General features: G+C 34.6%; 20 protein-coding genes. 1 reads left to right on the forward strand and 19 read right to left on the reverse strand.

The window, feature by feature from the left end; translation table 11 throughout:
• Nucleotides 1-29 precede the first annotated feature (29 nt).
• Nucleotides 30-404: a hypothetical protein gene (locus tag GBH57_RS00540; protein WP_151672101.1), complete on the forward strand. Its 375-nt coding sequence runs from the start codon at nt 30-32 to the stop codon at nt 402-404.
• Between the two features lie 2 nt (nt 405-406).
• On the opposite strand, the gene GBH57_RS00545 is transcribed toward GBH57_RS00540, so the two are convergent.
• From GBH57_RS00545 to paaB, 19 genes are all read right to left on the reverse strand, one after another.
• Nucleotides 407-1,054 carry a response regulator gene (locus tag GBH57_RS00545; RefSeq protein ID WP_151672102.1) on the reverse strand — a complete coding sequence of 216 codons (648 nt, stop codon included), beginning with the start codon at nt 1,052-1,054 and terminating at the stop codon, nt 407-409.
• Nucleotides 1,055-1,245: 191 nt separating this feature from the next.
• On the reverse strand, nt 1,246-1,965 hold the full coding sequence (locus tag GBH57_RS00550; RefSeq protein WP_151672103.1) for a LytR/AlgR family response regulator transcription factor: 720 nt from the start codon (nt 1,963-1,965) through the stop codon (nt 1,246-1,248).
• Complete coding sequence (locus GBH57_RS00555; RefSeq protein WP_151672104.1) at nt 1,958-3,886, reverse strand: sensor histidine kinase; 1,929 nt, start codon at nt 3,884-3,886, stop codon at nt 1,958-1,960. The genes GBH57_RS00550 and GBH57_RS00555 overlap by 8 nt, the downstream gene beginning before the upstream one ends.
• Before the next feature lie 109 nt (nt 3,887-3,995).
• Nucleotides 3,996-6,071, reverse strand: a complete 2,076-nt coding sequence (locus GBH57_RS00560) for an alpha-ketoacid dehydrogenase subunit alpha/beta (RefSeq protein WP_151672105.1) — start codon at nt 6,069-6,071, stop codon at nt 3,996-3,998.
• Between the two features lie 148 nt (nt 6,072-6,219).
• Nucleotides 6,220-6,579 (reverse strand): four helix bundle protein, encoded by a 360-nt coding sequence (locus GBH57_RS00565; RefSeq protein ID WP_151672106.1) that lies wholly within the window; start codon nt 6,577-6,579, stop codon nt 6,220-6,222.
• A 56-nt stretch (nt 6,580-6,635) separates the two neighbouring features.
• Nucleotides 6,636-7,925: a dihydrolipoamide acetyltransferase family protein gene (locus tag GBH57_RS00570; protein ID WP_151672107.1), complete on the reverse strand. Its 1,290-nt coding sequence runs from the start codon at nt 7,923-7,925 to the stop codon at nt 6,636-6,638.
• Between the two features lie 6 nt (nt 7,926-7,931).
• Nucleotides 7,932-8,537: an acyltransferase gene (locus GBH57_RS00575; RefSeq protein WP_151672108.1), complete on the reverse strand. Its 606-nt coding sequence runs from the start codon at nt 8,535-8,537 to the stop codon at nt 7,932-7,934.
• A gap of 90 nt (nt 8,538-8,627) precedes the next feature.
• Complete coding sequence (locus GBH57_RS00580) at nt 8,628-9,380, reverse strand: enoyl-CoA hydratase/isomerase family protein (RefSeq protein ID WP_151672109.1); 753 nt, start codon at nt 9,378-9,380, stop codon at nt 8,628-8,630.
• 38 nt (nt 9,381-9,418) lie between these two features.
• The gene (locus GBH57_RS00585) at nt 9,419-10,021 is read right to left on the reverse strand and encodes a MarC family protein (RefSeq protein ID WP_151672110.1); all 603 of its coding nucleotides are present in this window, start codon (nt 10,019-10,021) and stop codon (nt 9,419-9,421) included.
• Nucleotides 10,022-10,045: 24 nt separating this feature from the next.
• A complete protein-coding gene (paaZ, locus tag GBH57_RS00590) occupies nt 10,046-12,586 on the reverse strand; it encodes a phenylacetic acid degradation bifunctional protein PaaZ (protein WP_151672111.1) in 2,541 nt (846 codons plus the stop codon).
• A 9-nt stretch (nt 12,587-12,595) separates the two neighbouring features.
• Entirely contained in the window at nt 12,596-13,807 is a 1,212-nt protein-coding gene (pcaF, locus tag GBH57_RS00595; protein ID WP_151672112.1) for a 3-oxoadipyl-CoA thiolase, read from the reverse strand.
• A 69-nt stretch (nt 13,808-13,876) separates the two neighbouring features.
• Nucleotides 13,877-14,311 carry a PaaI family thioesterase gene (locus GBH57_RS00600; protein ID WP_151672113.1) on the reverse strand — a complete coding sequence of 145 codons (435 nt, stop codon included), beginning with the start codon at nt 14,309-14,311 and terminating at the stop codon, nt 13,877-13,879.
• Nucleotides 14,311-14,691 (reverse strand): four helix bundle protein, encoded by a 381-nt coding sequence (locus tag GBH57_RS00605; RefSeq protein WP_151672114.1) that lies wholly within the window; start codon nt 14,689-14,691, stop codon nt 14,311-14,313. The genes GBH57_RS00600 and GBH57_RS00605 overlap by 1 nt, the downstream gene beginning before the upstream one ends.
• A gap of 24 nt (nt 14,692-14,715) precedes the next feature.
• Entirely contained in the window at nt 14,716-15,882 is a 1,167-nt protein-coding gene (locus GBH57_RS00610) for a 3-hydroxyacyl-CoA dehydrogenase NAD-binding domain-containing protein (RefSeq protein ID WP_151672115.1), read from the reverse strand.
• Nucleotides 15,883-15,962: 80 nt separating this feature from the next.
• Nucleotides 15,963-16,745: an enoyl-CoA hydratase-related protein gene (locus GBH57_RS00615; RefSeq protein WP_151672116.1), complete on the reverse strand. Its 783-nt coding sequence runs from the start codon at nt 16,743-16,745 to the stop codon at nt 15,963-15,965.
• An 84-nt stretch (nt 16,746-16,829) separates the two neighbouring features.
• Nucleotides 16,830-17,333, reverse strand: coding sequence for a 1,2-phenylacetyl-CoA epoxidase subunit PaaD (gene paaD / locus GBH57_RS00620; RefSeq protein ID WP_151672117.1), 504 nt, complete (start codon nt 17,331-17,333; stop codon nt 16,830-16,832).
• A gap of 81 nt (nt 17,334-17,414) precedes the next feature.
• Nucleotides 17,415-18,170, reverse strand: a complete 756-nt coding sequence (gene paaC, locus GBH57_RS00625; protein ID WP_151672118.1) for a 1,2-phenylacetyl-CoA epoxidase subunit PaaC — start codon at nt 18,168-18,170, stop codon at nt 17,415-17,417.
• Between the two features lie 51 nt (nt 18,171-18,221).
• On the reverse strand, nt 18,222-18,566 hold the full coding sequence (locus GBH57_RS00630) for a four helix bundle protein (RefSeq protein ID WP_151672119.1): 345 nt from the start codon (nt 18,564-18,566) through the stop codon (nt 18,222-18,224).
• A gap of 56 nt (nt 18,567-18,622) precedes the next feature.
• A complete protein-coding gene (paaB, locus tag GBH57_RS00635) occupies nt 18,623-18,907 on the reverse strand; it encodes a 1,2-phenylacetyl-CoA epoxidase subunit PaaB (RefSeq protein ID WP_151672120.1) in 285 nt (94 codons plus the stop codon).
• Nucleotides 18,908-18,966 lie beyond the last annotated feature (59 nt).

Genomic DNA, 18,966 nt, shown 5'->3' on the forward strand with positions numbered 1-18,966 from the left:
AAGCTTTAATACTACTATCAATACTTTGCATGAGTTGTAAAACAGTCCAAATTGACACAGTACATAAGCAAATAATAACTCCAGGCAGACCGTCTGGAGTTATTTATATTAAATATATAGCCCGTTTAAGTACTTCAGAAAAAATAAAAATTGATAAAATTGTCTTTGAAAATGCGCTAGATGAATCATTAAAATTTCACAGCGTTAATTTAGATTCGGCAATTTCATTAACAAGTGCTGTATCTCTTGATGTGGGGAAATATCAAATAGAGATAACAACACCTTATAATGAGTTTTTAAAAAGTTCTTCGGAAATTTTAATGTTTTATATAACAAGAGAAAATGAAGAACCTATAATTTTAAAAAAGAAATCTCAACGTATAGAAACATTGAGAATGAAATAATATTAAGAAGCTTTAACGGCTAGATCAAATATTAGCTTTTGATTCTTTTTGCCCCAGTGTACAAGTTGAGTGAAATTTTCAAACTTGAGTGTGTCGCAAATTTCTTTTACTTTGTTATTTAGACTATCCTTATCCATTCCTGTCTTTTTCAAAATTGATTTCATTTCACCATAGAGGGTAAGTAAAACTAAAACTTCAAGACTTCCAGCATTTAATCCAGACAGTTTCTCTTTATGAGAATCATTAACTGATAAATTTTTAAAAGCATTTAATGAGCAAGATCCTTCTAGAAAATGTTGAAGCTCAACTTTCATGTGATCGTTAGAAATATCAAAAACAATATTACTATTAATATCTAACGATTTTGCGATTAAATAATCTTCATAAGTTGCCTCATTATACAATACGCAGAACCTAGTATTGATTCCTTTTTTATTGATATCAGCAATTACATCAAAAGCTGATGCATTGATTAATGAATAATTAAGAATAGCAAAATCTGGTTTCTCCCTAATAATTGTTCTAAGTGCTGTACCACCATATTTAGTAGAATTTATTACTTCTACAGTGTTATTTTTCAGCAACTCATTTAAAGAATTTAAACTTGCGCTATTGCTATGTGCTATAAATACTTTTGTGGGGGATGACATAAATAAGAGTATATTTAATTACATTAACTTAGACCCAAAAACCTCTAAAACAGATATTTGAGCACACAACTTGCTGTACATACAAATTGTATTTTCAAATTCTATAAAAAAGCATCTATTCACAAAAATATGTGACGAATAAACAATAAAATGGTAAGTATGTAACTAAAATACTTAAGCACAAGTAAATGTTACCCTCTTTTAGCGAGCGCTTTAGATAAATTTTCCTTAAAAGATCTGGAAATGGGAATTTCAATACTATCTACAAAAACTGTATTTGTAGCTATTCGTGTAACGCAATTTAAATTAACTGCATATCTTCTATGCACCTGTACAAAATCATTATTTGAAATCTGATCTAGAAAATCAACTAGCTTTTCTCTAGTAATATGTTTTCTTCCATGTACAGCAACCTCTAGATAATTACCTTCACTTTTGAAGTATTGGATTTGAGATATTTTAATATTTAATAAGTCACTCCCTTCTTTAATAATTACTGTTGGACTACTCTCATCCTTTAAGTTTTTATGTTGTTCAGATTTTCTAAATGAACGACTAGCTATATCAATTAATGTTACTAATGTAGGCGCGTTAAATGGCTTCATTAGATAGCCATTAGGTTCAACTTCTCTTATTTCTTCTAAGGTCTTTTCATCACCATATGCCGTTAAAAAAATGATAGGCATATTTTTATAATTACGTATCATTTTAGCCAACCAGACTCCATCTCTATCTCCTACAAGATTAATGTCTAACAAGGCTATATCTACATCTAACTCCTTAATTTCAATCCAAGCTTTATCGCCACTAGCACTACTACCTACCACTTCAAAATCATTATCTTCAAGTGTGCTTATCAATGCTGCTCTTGAGATGGCCATATCCTCAACTACATAAATTTTCCTAGCCATTACTATTTTCGTCTTTAAAGTTCACTTCAATTTTCAACCCAGAAATACCGTCAATTAATATTTCACCACCTAGCTCTTCAGCTAACATATGCAATAATCTAAATCCTAATGTTTTTTGTGATTTCATATTAAAATTACTCGGAAGTCCTTTTCCATTATCTGAGTATTTAAAAGTATACATAAATGGGGCATTTTTCACCAAAGCAACCGTAACTAAACCTTCATTTTCGTCGAAAGCATATTTATAGGTATTACTTAACAACTCACTCAAAATTAATCCTAACGGAATTGCCTTATTTATTGAAAGCTCAATAGTTTCTTCTATCGAAGTTTTTGCAGTAATATTTTTACTTGAAAGACTATACAAAAGCTGGTTTGTAAGCTTTGTTAAATATGTACTCATAGGAACTAAAGATTGATCCTCTTGTTGAAACAACATTTCATGTACTAAAGCCATACTATTTACTTGCCGTTGCGAATCTTGCAAAGCCAATAGCATAGCAGGGCTATCTGTTTTTTTTGATTGTAATTGTAATAGGCCTGTAATTACTTGAAGATTATTTTTTACTCTATGATGTATTTCTTTTAAAAGTATTTCTTTCTCTTTTACACTTGCTTCAAGATTCACTTTTTGACCATTAATTATTCTATTTGATCGTAATGATATAAAGTAATAATAGCCAATAATGGCTATTAAAAACAATGAAAGAAAAATAGCGTACCATTGATACTTATTTAACTTATCCTTCAGTATTATTTCCTCTTTAATTTCATCAAGCTCTTTATCTCTTTCTAAGCTGAGATACTTTGCTTGCGCTACCATATTATCCCTAGATATCTGGACTTGCTGTATAGAATCACTTAGTCTTTGTGCATTTCTAAAAACTGCTACAGACGCATTAGTATCACCAAGTTGTAGATAAATTTTACCTCTAAGCTCTTCAATTTTAATTCTTCTATCTGTAATATTTTCAACATTTGTAGCAGCACTATCTAAGTACTTTAATGCTAATGAAGGATAATTCATATTTGAATAAATTTCAGAAACAAAAAATTGAGATTGGTGCTCTTTAAATTTGTCTTTAATATCAGGAGATCTTGATAAGGTTATTAACCTCTTAAAAACTGGCAAAGCACTCTCGTAATTGCCATTTTTAAAATCGATTTCGGCAGAACTCCCTAACACAACTTCCTTAAAATAAGATATATACTCTTTGCTATTCAATTTATCACTCCCTACTTCTGCTTCATTTAATTTTATCAATGCTAAAGTATAACTCTCTTTAGCCTTCTCATAGTTGCCTATTTTAGCATAACTCAGCCCTGCATTATTAATCATACTAGCCACTACTACTTTGCTTAAATTTCTTTTATCAAAATAGTTTGCCTCGGCTAAAAACTGTTCCGCAGCTGCAGCATAATTTCGTGTATGGAAAAAAGCCCAACCTAGCTCTGCACTTTTTCTAGGTTCTTCTAGCCCTAAATCCATTTTATTGTAAACATATTTCTCTAAGTAAGGTAATAGCTTTACTATTTCATTGTACGCTTCAATACTTTTATATGTTCCTTGTAATCGTAAAACAAGCTTAAGCATCTCATCTTCTGTTAATGAATTCTCAAACTTTAGTAATTCTGTACCTTTCTCAATCGATAATTCATCTTTTCTATTAGCTGAATAAAAAAAGAACAAGGCGAGTTTGGCTTTAATAACTAACTCTTCATTTCCGTATTTCATGGCCCATTTTACTGCACTAGAAAACTGATTTTCTTGACGAAGGTATTCCTTGTCTAATTGATTGTAAGTCTGAAATTGCCCAAAATCAATAAGCATCAACTTATTGAACGTTTTTGTCGAGTTTATTTCAACAGGAAGTATCGACAACAAAGAGTCTAACTCTCGTTTCGTTTGTTGGGCTTGCATTGAAAATGCAAAAAAGGCTATAATGTAGAGTACTTTTTTAATAAACTAAGGGGGTATTAAATTACAAAAGTAACTGTTGTTTAATAACACCCAATTTATAACAAATATTTTAGTAATTTAAAATTGCATTGATTTTAGCTTTCACTTTTTCTGTTGAAGGAATCATTGTTTCTTCTAAAACAGAATTCAATGGAATTGCAGGCATATTTTCAGAACCAATAATCATAACCGGTGCATCAAGCGACTGAAAACATTCTTCTTGTATTCTTCCTTGCAAAGCTCTGCTAAAACTATTTTCGCTTGGCTCTTCAGTGACTACTAGACATTTACCACATTTGTTTACAGACTTGAAAACTGTGTCATAATCTAATGGATGTAATGTTCTTAAATCTACAATCTCTACACGGTCAGTAATTCCCAATTCCCTTGTGGCGTTATATGCCCAATGCACTCCCATTCCATAAGTTATGATAGAAAGGGTTTCTTCCTCTTCTTGAGGCCAGATTTCTTGTAACACCCATGCTTTACCAAAAGGCAGCATATAATCTTCACTTGGTTCAATAGAAGTTGCTCCTTTTGTTCCTTTTACTTTACTCCAGTACAAACCTTTGTGCTCAAAAATAACCACAGGGTTAGGATCATAATAGGCCGCTTTCATTAATCCTTTTAAATCTGCTCCATTAGACGGATATGCAATTTTAATTCCGCGAATAGTACTCACCACACTCTCCATAGATGAAGAATGATAAGGACCACCACTTCCGTAAGCACCAATAGGCACTCTTAAAATCATTGAAACTGGCCATTTACCATTTGATAAATAACAACTCCTAGAAACCTCTGTAAATAATTGATTAAGCCCAGGCCAAATATAATCTGCAAACTGAACCTCAACAATAGGTTTCAATCCCACAGCACTCATACCAACCGTAGAACCAACAATAAATGCTTCTTGAATAGGCGTATTAAATACACGATTGTCTCCAAACTTTTGAGCCAAAGTTGCTGCTTCTCTAAACACACCACCAAGACGTCCTCCTACATCTTGCCCATATAACAAACACTCAGGGTGTTTTGCCATTAACTCTTCAATTGCAAACAATGCACAATCAACCATTACCACTTTATCACCACCCTCAGGAGCACGTACTCCCACTTCTTTCGTAACTGGAGTTGGCGCAAAATCATGCGTAAATAAATCTTCAGGTTTAGGATCTTCAGCAGCTTGAGCACGCTCTAAACTATCTTTAACATCAGACTTTATTTTAGTTTCGACGTCTCTGATTTCTTCTTCGGAAATATTATAATCTGAAAGTAATTTAAGCATTTTAGGATATGGGTCTCGCGATCTAGCTTCATCTAGATCATCGCGATAAAACTCCATCCTAACACCTGAAGTATGATGATTTAATAAAGGCACTTTTGCATGAACCAAAAATGGTCTTCGCTCAGTTCTTATTTTCTCAATAACTTCATTAATCGTTTTATAACTTTCTTCAAAATCAGTTCCGTCAATAGATATTGCTTCAAGACCGTGAAATCCAGCTGCATATTCTGCTGCATTCTGTGCTCTTGTTTCTGCTGCATTAGCTGAAATATCCCAACCATTATCTTGTACTAAATAAAGTATAGGAAGTTGCTTTAAAGCAGCCATCTGGAAAGCTTCAGCAATCTCACCTTCTGTCACACTCGCATCACCTAAAGAACAAACAACTATAGGTTTATCTTCAAATACCTGCTTAGCAATTGCTTCGTTAACCCCTAAAGACTCTTTATATCTAAATCCTAATGCAACTCCAGTTGCAGGGATTGCCTGCATTCCAGTTGCACTACTTTGGTGAGGTATTTTAGGTTTATCAATATCGTTTAAACTTGGGTGCGAATAGTAGGTACGTCCAGCAGAAAATGGGTCATCTTTTTTAGCTAATACTTGCAACATTAACTCATAAGGAGTCATCCCAATAGCAAGCAACATTGAGTCATCTCTGTAATACGGAAACATATAATCCTGTGGTTGCAATTGCATACCAACAGCTGTCTGTATTATCTCGTGACCACGAGAAGTTGCGTGCACATATTTTGAAACTATTTTAAAATTCTCCTCATATAACTCTGTCATTGCTTTTGCAGTGACTAGGTTTTTAAAGGCTTTTAAAACTAGGTCTTTGGATACTAATCTATTCATTTGTTGTAATATTATTCTATTGTTGGACGTTTTGAATCACGATCGCAAACTGCGTTTGCTGCACGAAACACGACTTATTAAATTTTTATCGTGGGTCGTGCAGCTTGCTTTGCCAGAGGTCGTGACTCAAAACGTTTTTTTTTAAATTTTAAGCATCTAATGTGCTCATAAAATTAGAAATCTTACTTTGAACTGCCTGAACCTTATCTTCAAGAATTTTAAAACGTTCCTCTGAAATAAAGCCTTGCCTTAAACAAATATTTAATTGCGTCTCCCATTCAAAAGCAGAACCCAAGCTATCATCTAAATATTTTAAAAAATGCTTGTCTGTCCTTTTACTTGAACCCTCAGAAATATTTGAGGCAATAGAAACTGAACATCTATTCATTTGTGTTCTCAACCCGAACCTCTCATAGTCTGGTAAAGTCTTTGTTAAGACATAATTCTCATCAATCAAATCCATCGCTTCCGTCCAAATCCTTAACTTCTTAAAATTATGCCTTCTCATTTATTAATCGTTAATTGTCGTGTATCGTGTAGTGAGCGTCAGCGAACGGTCGTGAGTCAAAACGTCCTTTCCACATCAAAATTCTCCATATTATCTGCTATTCTCTTTAAGAAAGAACCTGCTAAATACCCATCTACAATTCTATGATCAAATGATAGCGACAAGTACATCATACTTCTAATCTCAATAGTGTCACCTTCTGGTTTTTCAATTACCTCAGCACGTTTTTTAATAATCCCCGTAGCTAGAATTGCTGCTTCTGGCTGGTTGATTATTGGAGTACCCATCAAGCTGCCAAAAGTTCCTACATTACTAATGGTAAATGTGCTACCCTTCATATCATCGCCTTTTAGTTTTCCTTCGCGAGATTTACCAACTAACTCATTTGTTGCAGCTGCCAAACCTTTTAAGTCTTTCTTATCTGCATTTTTTACTACAGGAACAATTAAATTCCCCGAAGGCAAAGCGGTTGCCATCCCTATATTAATATCCTCTTTTACTATAATATTTTTACCATCTAATGACGAATTTATCATCGGAAAATCTTTGATAGCATTTGCTACAGCTTCAATAAAGAGCGGTGTAAATGTGAGTCTCTCAGAGTGTTTCTCCTGAAATTTTAATTTATTTGCATTTCGCCAAGTCACCATATCTGTTAGGTCTGCTTCCACATAAGCCGTAACGTGTGGTGAAGTGTGTTTGCTATACACCATATGGTCTGCAATCATCTCGCGCATACGATCCATCTCAACAATTTTACCTGTTCCTTTATCAAACTTTAAGTCTGGAACTTGAAAGCCTGATGGCTCAACAACTGGTTGTGCAAACTGAAATGGTCTACCTTCATTTAAATAATTAGTAACATCACTTTTACGTAATCTTCCGTCTTTACCTGTTCCAGTAATGCGAGCTAACTCTTCATACGAAATATGATTTTTTCTAGCTACGGCATCTACTAAAGGAGATATAAATAGGTTTTCATTAACCTTATAAGCTTTAGAACTGGAATTTGAATTCGTTGCTTTTTTAGGTTTCTTTTCAGAAGTAGCTGGGCTTCCTTTATCTGGCATTTTTTCAGCCTGTGACATTTTCGCGGAAGCTGTATCGCTCAACTCAAGAATAGCGATAACATCACCCACAGGCACCACATCTTTAGCCGAAACTTTATGTGACAACATTGTACCGGAAGATGGAGCAGGCACTTCATTGTCCACTTTATCTGTTGCTACTTCAACTAAAATATCTCCCTCTTCAAACGTATCGCCCTCCTGAACCAACCAATTAAGGATTGTTCCTTCTGTGATACTTTCGCCCATTTTAGGCATTCTAAATTCTATTTTTGACATTTCGTCTTATGCTTTATTGTTCGACTTCATCTCTTGAAGCGTTTTATAAAAATCTTCTTGTTTTGGTCTATCTGCTGGAACCGCTCTAAGTGGTTCCACTTCTTTTAAACTCTCGTGACAATCTGCTGGTAATTGCTGGTACAACTTTGTCCCCGCAGTCTTCCAGGCAATCATCGCATCTGAAACTTCTTTAATCGCTTTAGCAGGATTCCCAACTATTAACTGTCTTTTCTCAAACTTGGTTTCTGCTTTTACAAAAGCCATTGCTCCCACGATACACTCCTCACCTATTTCTGCATCGTCCATAATCACACTGTTCATACCTATGAGGCAATTACGGCCTAAATTAGCTCCGTGAATTACCGCGCCGTGACCTACGTGTGCTCCTTCTTTTAAAACAATACTTTTTCCCGGAAACATATGTACAGTACAATTTTCTTGTACGTTCACTCCGTCTTCAAGTATTATTTCTCCCCAATCACCACGTATTGCAGCGCCAGGACCTATGTAGCAATTCTTGCCAATAATCACGTTACCCGTGACTGCAGCTAAAGGATGTACAAAGCTAGATTCGTGTACTACTGGTATGTGACCTTTGAAGGAGTATATCATATTAAATATAAAATTTCAAACTAAAAAAATTGAAAATGTATCAAACTTTAAACTTTTACATTTTTCAGTTTTACATTATGCTGTTTCTTATTATTTAAATCTTTTAAGAGTTTCTTTTGTAAAATCTGAAAGCACAAGTCTTCCTGAAATGACTGCTCTTTCAGCAAGTAATGTATCCCAGTTTTCAGTTCCTGACCACATTATCTTTTTCATTTCTTTCATTGCTTCAGGGTTATACGTACAAAGGTTTTCAGCAAAAGCTTGAACAGCTTCGTCTAAAGCTTCTGTAGATTCATGAACACTTGCATACAATCCTTTTTGTCTTGCCCACTCGGCATCATAAAAAGTATTTGCATCAATAGCAATTTGACTCATCCCAGTTAAACCTAATTTTCTTTCTACTGCTGGCCCAACAACAAAAGGTCCTATCCCAATGTTCAATTCACTTAGTTTAATGCTTGCAAATTTGCTAGCCATACAGTAATCTGTTGCACTTGCAACACCTACTCCACCACCTACAGTTTTTCCTTGTACGCGACCAATGATGAATTTAGGGCATTTTCGCATTGCGTTAATTACGTTTGCAAATCCGCTAAAGAAAATACGTCCTGTTTCTGCATCGTCAATACTTATTAATTCTTTAAAACTTGCTCCTGCACAGAAAGTACGCTCACCTCCACTTTTTAATATAATTACTTTTACAGCATCGTTCTCTCCAGCTGCTGTAATAGTTTGTCGTAATTTTTCAAGAATATCGCCTGGCAAACTGTTATGTGCTGGGTGAAAAAATTCTATGGTTGAGATACCGTTTTCTATATGTTCTTTTACGTATGGTGCTGTCATCGTTTTAATTGTAAATACTTATTATTTAATCGTTCTTTTTAAAAGAAATCTTTTATTCCTGTTAATATACTTTGTACTGCGTATGATGCTAAAATTAATCCCATCACTTTACTTATTACAGTTATACCATATGATCCTATTTTTTCTTGAATTGAACTTGCTGCTAATAACATAAGTGATGTTAGTACTATTACTATTAACACTAAACCTGTAGTCAACATTTGTTGCTCTATGCTATAAATATGATTATCTGTAAGCAGCACAACAGCCATTATTGCTCCTGGCGAAGCAATTGACGGTATTGCAACTGGAAATATTGTGACGTGTTTATAATCGGTTATTACATTTTTTTCGGTTTCAGGTTTTCCGTCACCAAATATCATAGTCAATGCAAATAGAAACAGAATAACACCTCCAGATATTTGAAATGCATCTAATGACACATCCATTCCTTCGAGAATTAATTGTCCAATTATTATAAAAAACAACAGAATTAAAAACGCAATAAAAGATGCTCTAATAGCTACTTTCTTTTTATGTTTTTTATCTAATTCTTTTGTTGCTTCTAGATAAACAGGTACAGTACCTATTGGATCAATTACTGCAAAAAGAAAAAATATTGAAGTGAGTATTTCAGTCATTTAATCTATAGTTATTAAATCTATTTATATTAAATTGAATTGTTCAAAATGATGATTTAAATGTTTTCGTTCTAATAAATAAGACTCGTATTTATTTAATTCACCAAACACTAAATTCTTTAAAACAGCATCTGGATTTTCCTTAAAAAATGCTAAATATTTAAAACGTTGTTCTAAAAATTTATCTTTTGCTGTTTGCAAATCTTCGTGAACTAAAGGTGCCAACGTATCTTTTTCTAATGTTGGAAATTTAGAATTCTGCGGAAATTTTTCAAAGTTATAAAGGCTATCGTGGACAACATCCAAATACTTTTCTGGTGTTGCAATATCAAAATCTTGAATTTCTCCCGAAGCAATTTTGTAGGTGTATTCTAAATGCTCTAACATATGCTGTGGAGTCATAATTCCCCATAGCGGTTTGCTGTCTTCTGAAAGTTTATGGAGACACGACTGGATCGTTTCATTAGTCATTTCGGTAAAAACCTCTTGTTTTTTCTCTACCATTGTCAAAATGGTTGCAATACAAACTAATGGATCTTCCTTTTCTGCTCCTTCTGGCAAAATAGCATTGGCGTTGTCTACATTTTTATCAAATATTTCAACATACCATTTTACTATTCCGCTTGGGTGTTCTTGCCCTCTACTATCTCTGTCTACTTTTTGCTTACACGTTAAACGCACGTATAATGTATCACCATCATAAATAGGGCGCAAAAATCTGATTTCTTCTAAACCATAATTAGCCGCTACAGGCCCTTTATTTGGGTATACAAATAATCCTGCTGCCATAGATATGATAAAATATCCATGAGCAGTTCGTTTTTCAAAAATACTTCCGTCAAGACTTGTTGTATCTGTGTGAGCATAAAAATGATCCCACGTAATATTTCCGAAGTTTACAATATCTGTGTCTGTAATAGTACGATTATGCGTTTTAAGAGACATACCCGGTTGGATATCCTCCCAATGATATTTAAAAGGATGTTGCGATGCTTCTTTATAAGCTGCTTTAGGCTGGTAAATACCCGTAACCTCTGTCAATGTGGTTGGACTTCCTTGAATGGCACAACGTTGTAAGTAATGCTTAATACCACGCATTCCACCCATTTCTTCTCCTCCACCTGCACGTCCTGGACCACCGTGAATTAATCCTGGTAATGGACTACCATGCCCTGTACTTTGCTTTGCAGATTCTCTATTTAATATTAAAATACGACCGTGATGCGTTGCTGCATTTACGGCATATTCTTTTGCGATTTTATCATCATTTGTAACAATAGAACTCACTAATGAACCTTTACCCATCTTAGCTAATGTGATTGCATCTTCAAGTGTGTCATACGGCATTATTGTACTTACAGGACCAAAAGCTTCGGTAATGTGAGCTGCTTCATTTTGTAAGGGATTATCTTCTCGCAATAACACAGGCTTCATAAATGCTCCTTTTTGAGCATCTGCACCAATAGCTTCAAAGTCATTAGAATTTCCGTAGACAATTTCTGCACTTTCTGAAATTTTAGCAACTTGTTCCCTTACACTATTTCTTTGAGCATCACTCACCAATGAACCCATACGCACTTCGCGCAATCTTGGATCACCAATGGTCACTTTATCAAGTTGTTTTATCAATGCATTTTGCACATCTCCAACCAAATTTTGAGGAACAACAATACGACGTATTGCCGTACATTTTTGACCACATTTTGTTGTCATTTCATTACGAACTTCTTTTACAAATAAGTCAAATTCGGGTGTTCCTGGCACTGCATCTTTTCCTAGAATCGCCGCATTTAAACTATCAGCTTCCATTGTAAATGGCACCGACTCTGCAGTCAATTGTGGATGATTTTTAAGAATACGACCTATTTTAGCAGATCCAGTAAAGGTTACTACATCTTGAGATTCTACTGTATCTAATATATTTTTTGCTGTTCCTGAAATAAGTTGCAAAGATCCTTCGGGTAAAATACCCGAAGCAATGATTTCTCTTACTACGGCCTCCGTCAAATATGCTGTTTGTGGCGCTGGCAATACAACTGCTGGCATTCCTGCCATCCAGTTTACTGCGCATTTTTCTAACATTCCCCAAACAGGGAAGTTAAATGCATTAATATGCACAGCAACTCCTTCACGAGGCACCATAATATGATGCGCCATAAAACGACCCCCGCGAGATAAATCTATAGGATCTCCTTCTACGTGATACGTCTGATTAGGAAATAATTTACGTAAAGATGCATTGGCAAAAAGATTACCAAACCCCCCTTCAATATCAACCCAACTATCACGTTTTGTCGCACCTGTGCGGTAACTAATTTCGTAAAAAGCTTGCTTTCTTTTTTCAAGATATAGCGCTAGGCTTTTTAGCATGTTACCACGTTGTTGAAATGTCATTTTACGAAGTGTTGCTCCTTGGTCACGCCCATATTGCAAAATAGACGGAACATCTAATCCCTCTACTGTTGTACTTGTAAAATGTTCTCCGGTGATAGAATCAAAAACAGGAATTCCTTCACCGTTTCCAGATTGCCATTGCCCTTGTATGTAATGTTGTGTTTTATTCATTATAAAGAATTATAAATTCACATTTTCAATAATAGCAGCATATCCTTGCCCTACACCTATACACATAGTAATAAGTGCATATCTTTTATTTGTTTCTTGTAATTGTAATGCCGCTGAATAAGCTATTCTTGCACCAGTAACACCTAGTGGGTGTCCTATTGCAATAGAACCTCCATTAGGGTTTATTCTTGCATCATTATCAGCTAAGCCCCATTCTCTAATACATGCTAAAGCTTGCGAAGCAAATGCCTCATTAAGCTCAATTACATCCATATCTTCCATTTTCAAACCAGCCTTTGCTAACGCTTTATTTGATGCGTTGACAGGACCAATTCCCATAATTCTTGGCTCCACTCCAACCACGGCAGAACTAACTATTCTAGCCATTGGTTTTAGGTTATATTTTTTTACCGCAGCTTCACTAGCTATAATAGTAGCTGCTGCTCCATCATTTAATCCAGAGGCATTACCAGCAGTAACACTACCATCTTCTTTTTTAAATGCTGGTCGTAATTTTGCCAATATTTCTTTTGAAGAATTTGGTTTTATAAACTCATCATCTTTAAAGATAATTGGGTCTTTTTTTCGCTGCGGAATTTCAACAGCAACAATTTCTTTTGCTAATCGACCAGACTTTTGAGCCGCGGTAGCTTTCATCTGGCTGTTATAAGCAAATGCATCTTGATCTTCTCTTGAAATATTATATTTCTCAACCAAGTTTTCTGCCGTCGTTCCCATACCATCGACACCATATAACTCTTGCATTTTTGGGTTTACAAAACGCCATCCAAATGTAGAATCGTACATTTTACTATCACCACCAAAAGCTGTTGAAGGTTTTGCCATCACGTATGGCCCACGTGTCATATTCTCAACACCACCAGCAATAAATAAGTCACCGTCTCCAGCTTTTATTGCTCTGTTAGCATGAATAATTGCAGACAAACCACTACTACATAATCTGTTTACTGTTTCGCCAGGAACCGAAAAAGGCAATCCTGCAAGAAGTAAACTCATACGAGCAACATTACGGTTATCTTCACCTGCTTGATTTGCACAGCCCATAATCACATCTTCATACGCATCTAATGGAATGTTCGGGTTTTTATCAGTTACCGCTTTTATAACAAGTGCACCTAAATCATCTGTTCTCACAGCGCTAAGTGTTCCTTTATAGTTTCCTATTGGAGTTCTTACTCCGTCAATTATATATGCTTCCATTTTATGAAATTGAAATCGAAATTGAAATCGAAAACGAATGCTTCGAAAACAAATTTCTAATTATTTTTTTTATTCTTCCCAGTCTTTATTCGTTCTATACACGACTCCTTTAAAGAGCGCTACTAACTCATCATCGCGTTTAACTTCTACGATATTAAAACCTACTTTATTCTTTTGTACATCTAATGTTGCTTCAGCGGTAATATAATCTCCTTCATTTAAAGCCTCAATATGATTGATGCTTGTTTCAATAGATACAGCATATTTTCCGTGGGTATTTGCTGTAAATCCAAAAGCAGTATCTGCAAGCGAATAACTAATACCACCGTGTGCTTTATCCATACTATTTAGCATTTCTTTACGAATGGTCATGCCTACTTTTACGTGCCCAACTTTACATTCTAGTATTTCAATTCCTAACCAAGTTGAGTAAGCATCTTGAGCTAGCATTTTATGTGGTATTCTTTCTCCTGCGAGAGGTACTAGGGATTTGGTATTAGACATTAGTTTTTATTTATTCTTTTAGTAATTGTACTTCTTAAAGAAGATAGCATCTTAGTAATTTCAGAAACCATTCTCCTGTTTTCTTCGTCCATTTCAAAATCGATATAAGATCTTCTTCTCGATTTAGTACTACAACTTACATATTCATTTGCACTATGAATTGCGTGATTAATGTGTTTCACAAATTGCGCATCAGAACCTGAATATCCTTCTGCGATATGAAGTGCTATAGAATCTGAGGCTCTTCTAAACTGTGATGAAAGCGCATATAACTCGTAGTTTGAGAAAATTTTTACTTGCTCGTTTACAACCTCTCCATAATCCAAGGCCTTTTGGTAAACATTCAAATCTTCAAACTTAAAATGGTATTTACTTTTCATATTATTTTTTCTAATCCCAAATGCCTAATTCCTAAAAAACATTTTATCCTCTCTATTCATTCTCCTCAATAATGGAGAACAACGATATCTATCTTCGCTATATTCCTCATACAACGCGTCTAGCGCATGCACACAATTATTAATACCAAACTCATCTGCCCAAGCCAATAATCCTTTTGGATAATTAACACCTTTAGTCATTGCATTATCAATATCTTGAGCACTAGCAATATTTAAAAATAAAGCATCTGCAGCTTCATTGATCAACATCACCACTATTCTATTCTTTATACTTTCTAACAGGTTTTGATCTTTAGATGGTTCTGGCCTAACAGTTCCTTCTGAGTAATCATAAAAACCTCTTCCAGTTTTTCTACCTAAATATCCTGCTTCTGCAAAACGTTTTTGAGTAAATGCTGGCTTATAACGCGGGTCATAATAAAATGCTGTAAAAACAGTTTCAGTAACAGTATAATTCACATCGTTACCTATAAAATCCATTAATTCAAAAGGTCCCATTTTAAAACCCCCAACAGATTTCATTGCAAAATCAATGGTTACAAAATCGGCTATTCCTTCTTCATAAATACGGAGTGCTTCACCATAAAATGGGCGTGCAACTCTATTTACAATAAAACCTGGAGTATCCTTTGCTACTGCAACTACTTTTTTCCAACTCTTAATTGTTTCTTCTGAAATTTTAAGCACTTCACCACTTGTCTGAATTGCAGGAATAACTTCAACAAGTTTCATCAATGGCGCAGGATTAAAAAAGTGAATTCCCACACAGCGTTCAGGATTTTGTAATGACGATGCTATTGAAGCAATTGACAAAGAAGAAGTATTTGATGCAATTATACAGGCGTCAGAAACATAACTTTCTAACTCTTGAAAAACCTTCTTTTTAATATCAAGATTCTCAACAATAGCCTCTATAGTCAAATCACTATCTGCTAGCTCTTTTAAAGAATTAACGTAACTAATATTACGTTGAATACGCATTTTTTCTTCTGATTCAATACGACCCTTTTCAACTAAGCGTGTCATTATTTTCTCTAAAGAAGCTTTTGCTTTATCTAAAGCTGCCTGATTAAGATCAAATAATTTTACAACACAACCTGCTGTAGCTGCAACTTGCGCAATTCCAGAACCCATTGTTCCTGCTCCTATTATTCCTATTTTTTTAATCATAAATGAAAAATGTAAAATTTAAAACTCAAAAGTATATTTCACTTTTACATTTTAAATTTTTCGGTTTGATATTTTAAATTTTACTTCCCTTTAAATACGGGTTTTCTTTTTTCTACAAACGCGGCTACACCTTCTGCATAATCTTCTGTAGAAGCTGATTCAATTTGTAACTTACTTTCTAATTTCAATTGCTCTTCAAGATTGTTATTCATTGATTGATTAAGCAATCTTTTTGTTAAGCCCAATGCCTTTGTTGGCATATTAGCTAATGTCAATGCTTTTAAATTAACTTCTTCCATTAAAGTTTCCGAAGCAACCACACTATAAATCATACCCATCTGCTCTGCTTTTTCTGCGGAAATTTTATCTCCTAACATCATTATTGCAGATGCTTTTCCGAAGCCTATTAATCGAGGTAAAAAGAATGTCCCAGCACTATCTGGCACTAAGCCAATTTTACTAAAAGCCTGTATAAAACTTGCTCTATCACTTGCAATTACTACATCACAAGCTAATGCTATATTTGCTCCAGCACCTGCTGCAACACCATTAACACCACAAACTATTGGTTTTTCAATAGCTCTAATTCTGTTAATGATAGGGTTATAATGATCGTCAAGTATTTTTTTAAATCCTGGGTTTAAATCTGGATTTGTAATCTCACCAATATCTTGTCCCGCACAAAAAGCTTTTCCGTTTCCGGTTAAGATAATAGCTCTTACGGCATCATCTTTTTCACAAGCATCAAGTTCATCTTGAAGCAAAAAAGCCATCTCTCTATTAAAGCTATTAAAAACCTCTGGACGGTTAAGAGTTAAAGTTGCAACTCCGTTTTTTATTTCTTTCGTTATTGATTGATCCATAGTATTATTTTAAAACTGAAAAATTCTAGGTGCAAAAACTAAGGTTAATTTTTACGCCTAAAATTTACATTTTTAGGTTATTATTTATTTCAAACATTTAAAGTAATCAAATGGCTCTTGGCAATCATCACATTTAAATAATGCTTTACATGCGGTAGATCCAAATTGACTCACTAAATGCGTATTTGTACTTTTACATTGCGGGCAAATTACCTTTTTAGCATTTCCCAACAACACCTCTTTGTCTGCTGTTTCTGATAGTGGTCTTGCGATACCATATTCTTCCATCTTTAGCAATCCAGCTTCACTTATCCAGTCTGTACTCCAAGCTGGACTTAAAATTAACTCCACCTCAACTAATTTCCCCAAAGGCTTAAAAGCAGCTTTTAAATCATCACCAATTACGTCCATTGCTGGACAACCACTATAGGTTGGGGTTAACTTTACTTTAATGACTCCATCTACCTCAATCGCCTCTCTAATAACTCCCAGATCTAACACTGATAACACGGGAATTTCCGGATCACTTACTTGTTCCAAAATTGGAATTAAGTGTTGGTCGATATTTACGGTTTGAGTTACTGCCATTACAATTTATGTAGTTTCATTTAACTTCTCGATTGCGCTCGATGAGACAAACAAAAGTTCATCAGTTTCGGTTTCACAGGATTACCATTCCATGTTAGGATAAGTACGTTGCATATATTGCAAATCACTTAATATATACCCCATATGCTCGCTGTGAATTCCTTTTTTACCACCTCTTGTAAAGTATTTACCTTCTGGAACAGTTAGATTTGCTTCTTTTAATAATTCTGAAATTTCAGCGTAATAAAGCTCCTTAAGTTTTGAAGTGTCAACACCTATACCATCAGCGATCATTGCTTTATCTGCTTCGGTTAGATCAAAAAGCTCATCTGTGTATACCCACAAATCATCAATTGCTTCTTGCATTTTAGCATTACTTTCTTCTGTACCGTCACCTAATCTTTTTACCCAGTCGCCTGAAAAACGCTTGTGGTAGCTTACTTCTTTAATTCCTTTTTTTGCAATTGCAGCGAGTGTTTCGTCTTTACTATTTAGCATTTCTGTCATAAATAATAGGTGAAACACATCAAATAAATATTGACGCCCCATGACAAAACCAAAATGATCATTTGGCTGTTCTACTAATAACACATTTTTATATTCGCGTTCTAACCTTAGAAAAGCAAGATCGTCTTCTGTCTTTCCTTCACCTTGAATTTTCGCTGCGTATTGATAGTAATTTCTTGTCTGACCAATTAAATCTAATGAAATATTGGTACCTGCTATATCTGTTTCAAGCGTTGGACCGTGGCCACACAGTTCACCTAAGCGTTGCGCTAGGATAAGACTGTTGTCTGCTATTGATATTATATAATTGTATAGATTGTTATTTTTCATTTTTTTGAAAACGAAATCGAAAATGAAATCGAAATCGAAGGTTTTAGTTATTTAACTGTATTTCTTAATAAGTGTCACAACAATTCTTATTAACTCATCATTCTCTTTTAGTATCCCAACAGCATTATCTTTTTTTAAGATATTAGCTTTAATTTGGATATTTAAGTTTCTTAAAGACTCACGTAATTCCTTCAGTGTAATTCTTAATTTATTGGCTCTATCTTTATCAGTACCAGCTCCTGCAAATTCGCCAAAATTTAAAGCTGACGAACAAGCAGATCTTATTAATTGTTTAGCTAAATAATCTGCTGAGAATGATTTTGGTTGTTTATCAAACAACACAATAACCGAAGCTGCAAAATCTTCAAATCTTCCATCTAAATCATATTTCTTCATAAGCTATACTTCATTTTCGATTTCAGTTTCAGTTTCGATTTCAAGGCGAAGCCACGTTACATATGTTTTACCTCGTCTGGTAAATCATAGAAAGTAGGATGACGATACACCTTATCTTGTGCTGGTTCAAATAACTCGCCATTATGTTCTGGGTTACTTGCTGTAATATTACTACTTTCAACTACCCAAATACTTACTCCTTCACTTCTTCTAGTATATACATCTCTTGCATTTTCTAGAGCCATCTCCGCATCTGATGCGTGTAAGCTCCCAAAATGACGATGCTCTAATCCGTTTTTACTTCTTACGAAGATTTCCCATAAGGGCCAATTCTTACTCATAATTTTAAAGTATTGAGATGTGAGTTGTTAGTATTGAGTTTAAGAATATTTTCTAATAA

It is taken from the genome of Patiriisocius marinus, assembly GCF_008974325.1.
GTDB classification, from domain to species: Bacteria; Bacteroidota; Bacteroidia; order Flavobacteriales; family Flavobacteriaceae; genus Patiriisocius; species Patiriisocius marinus.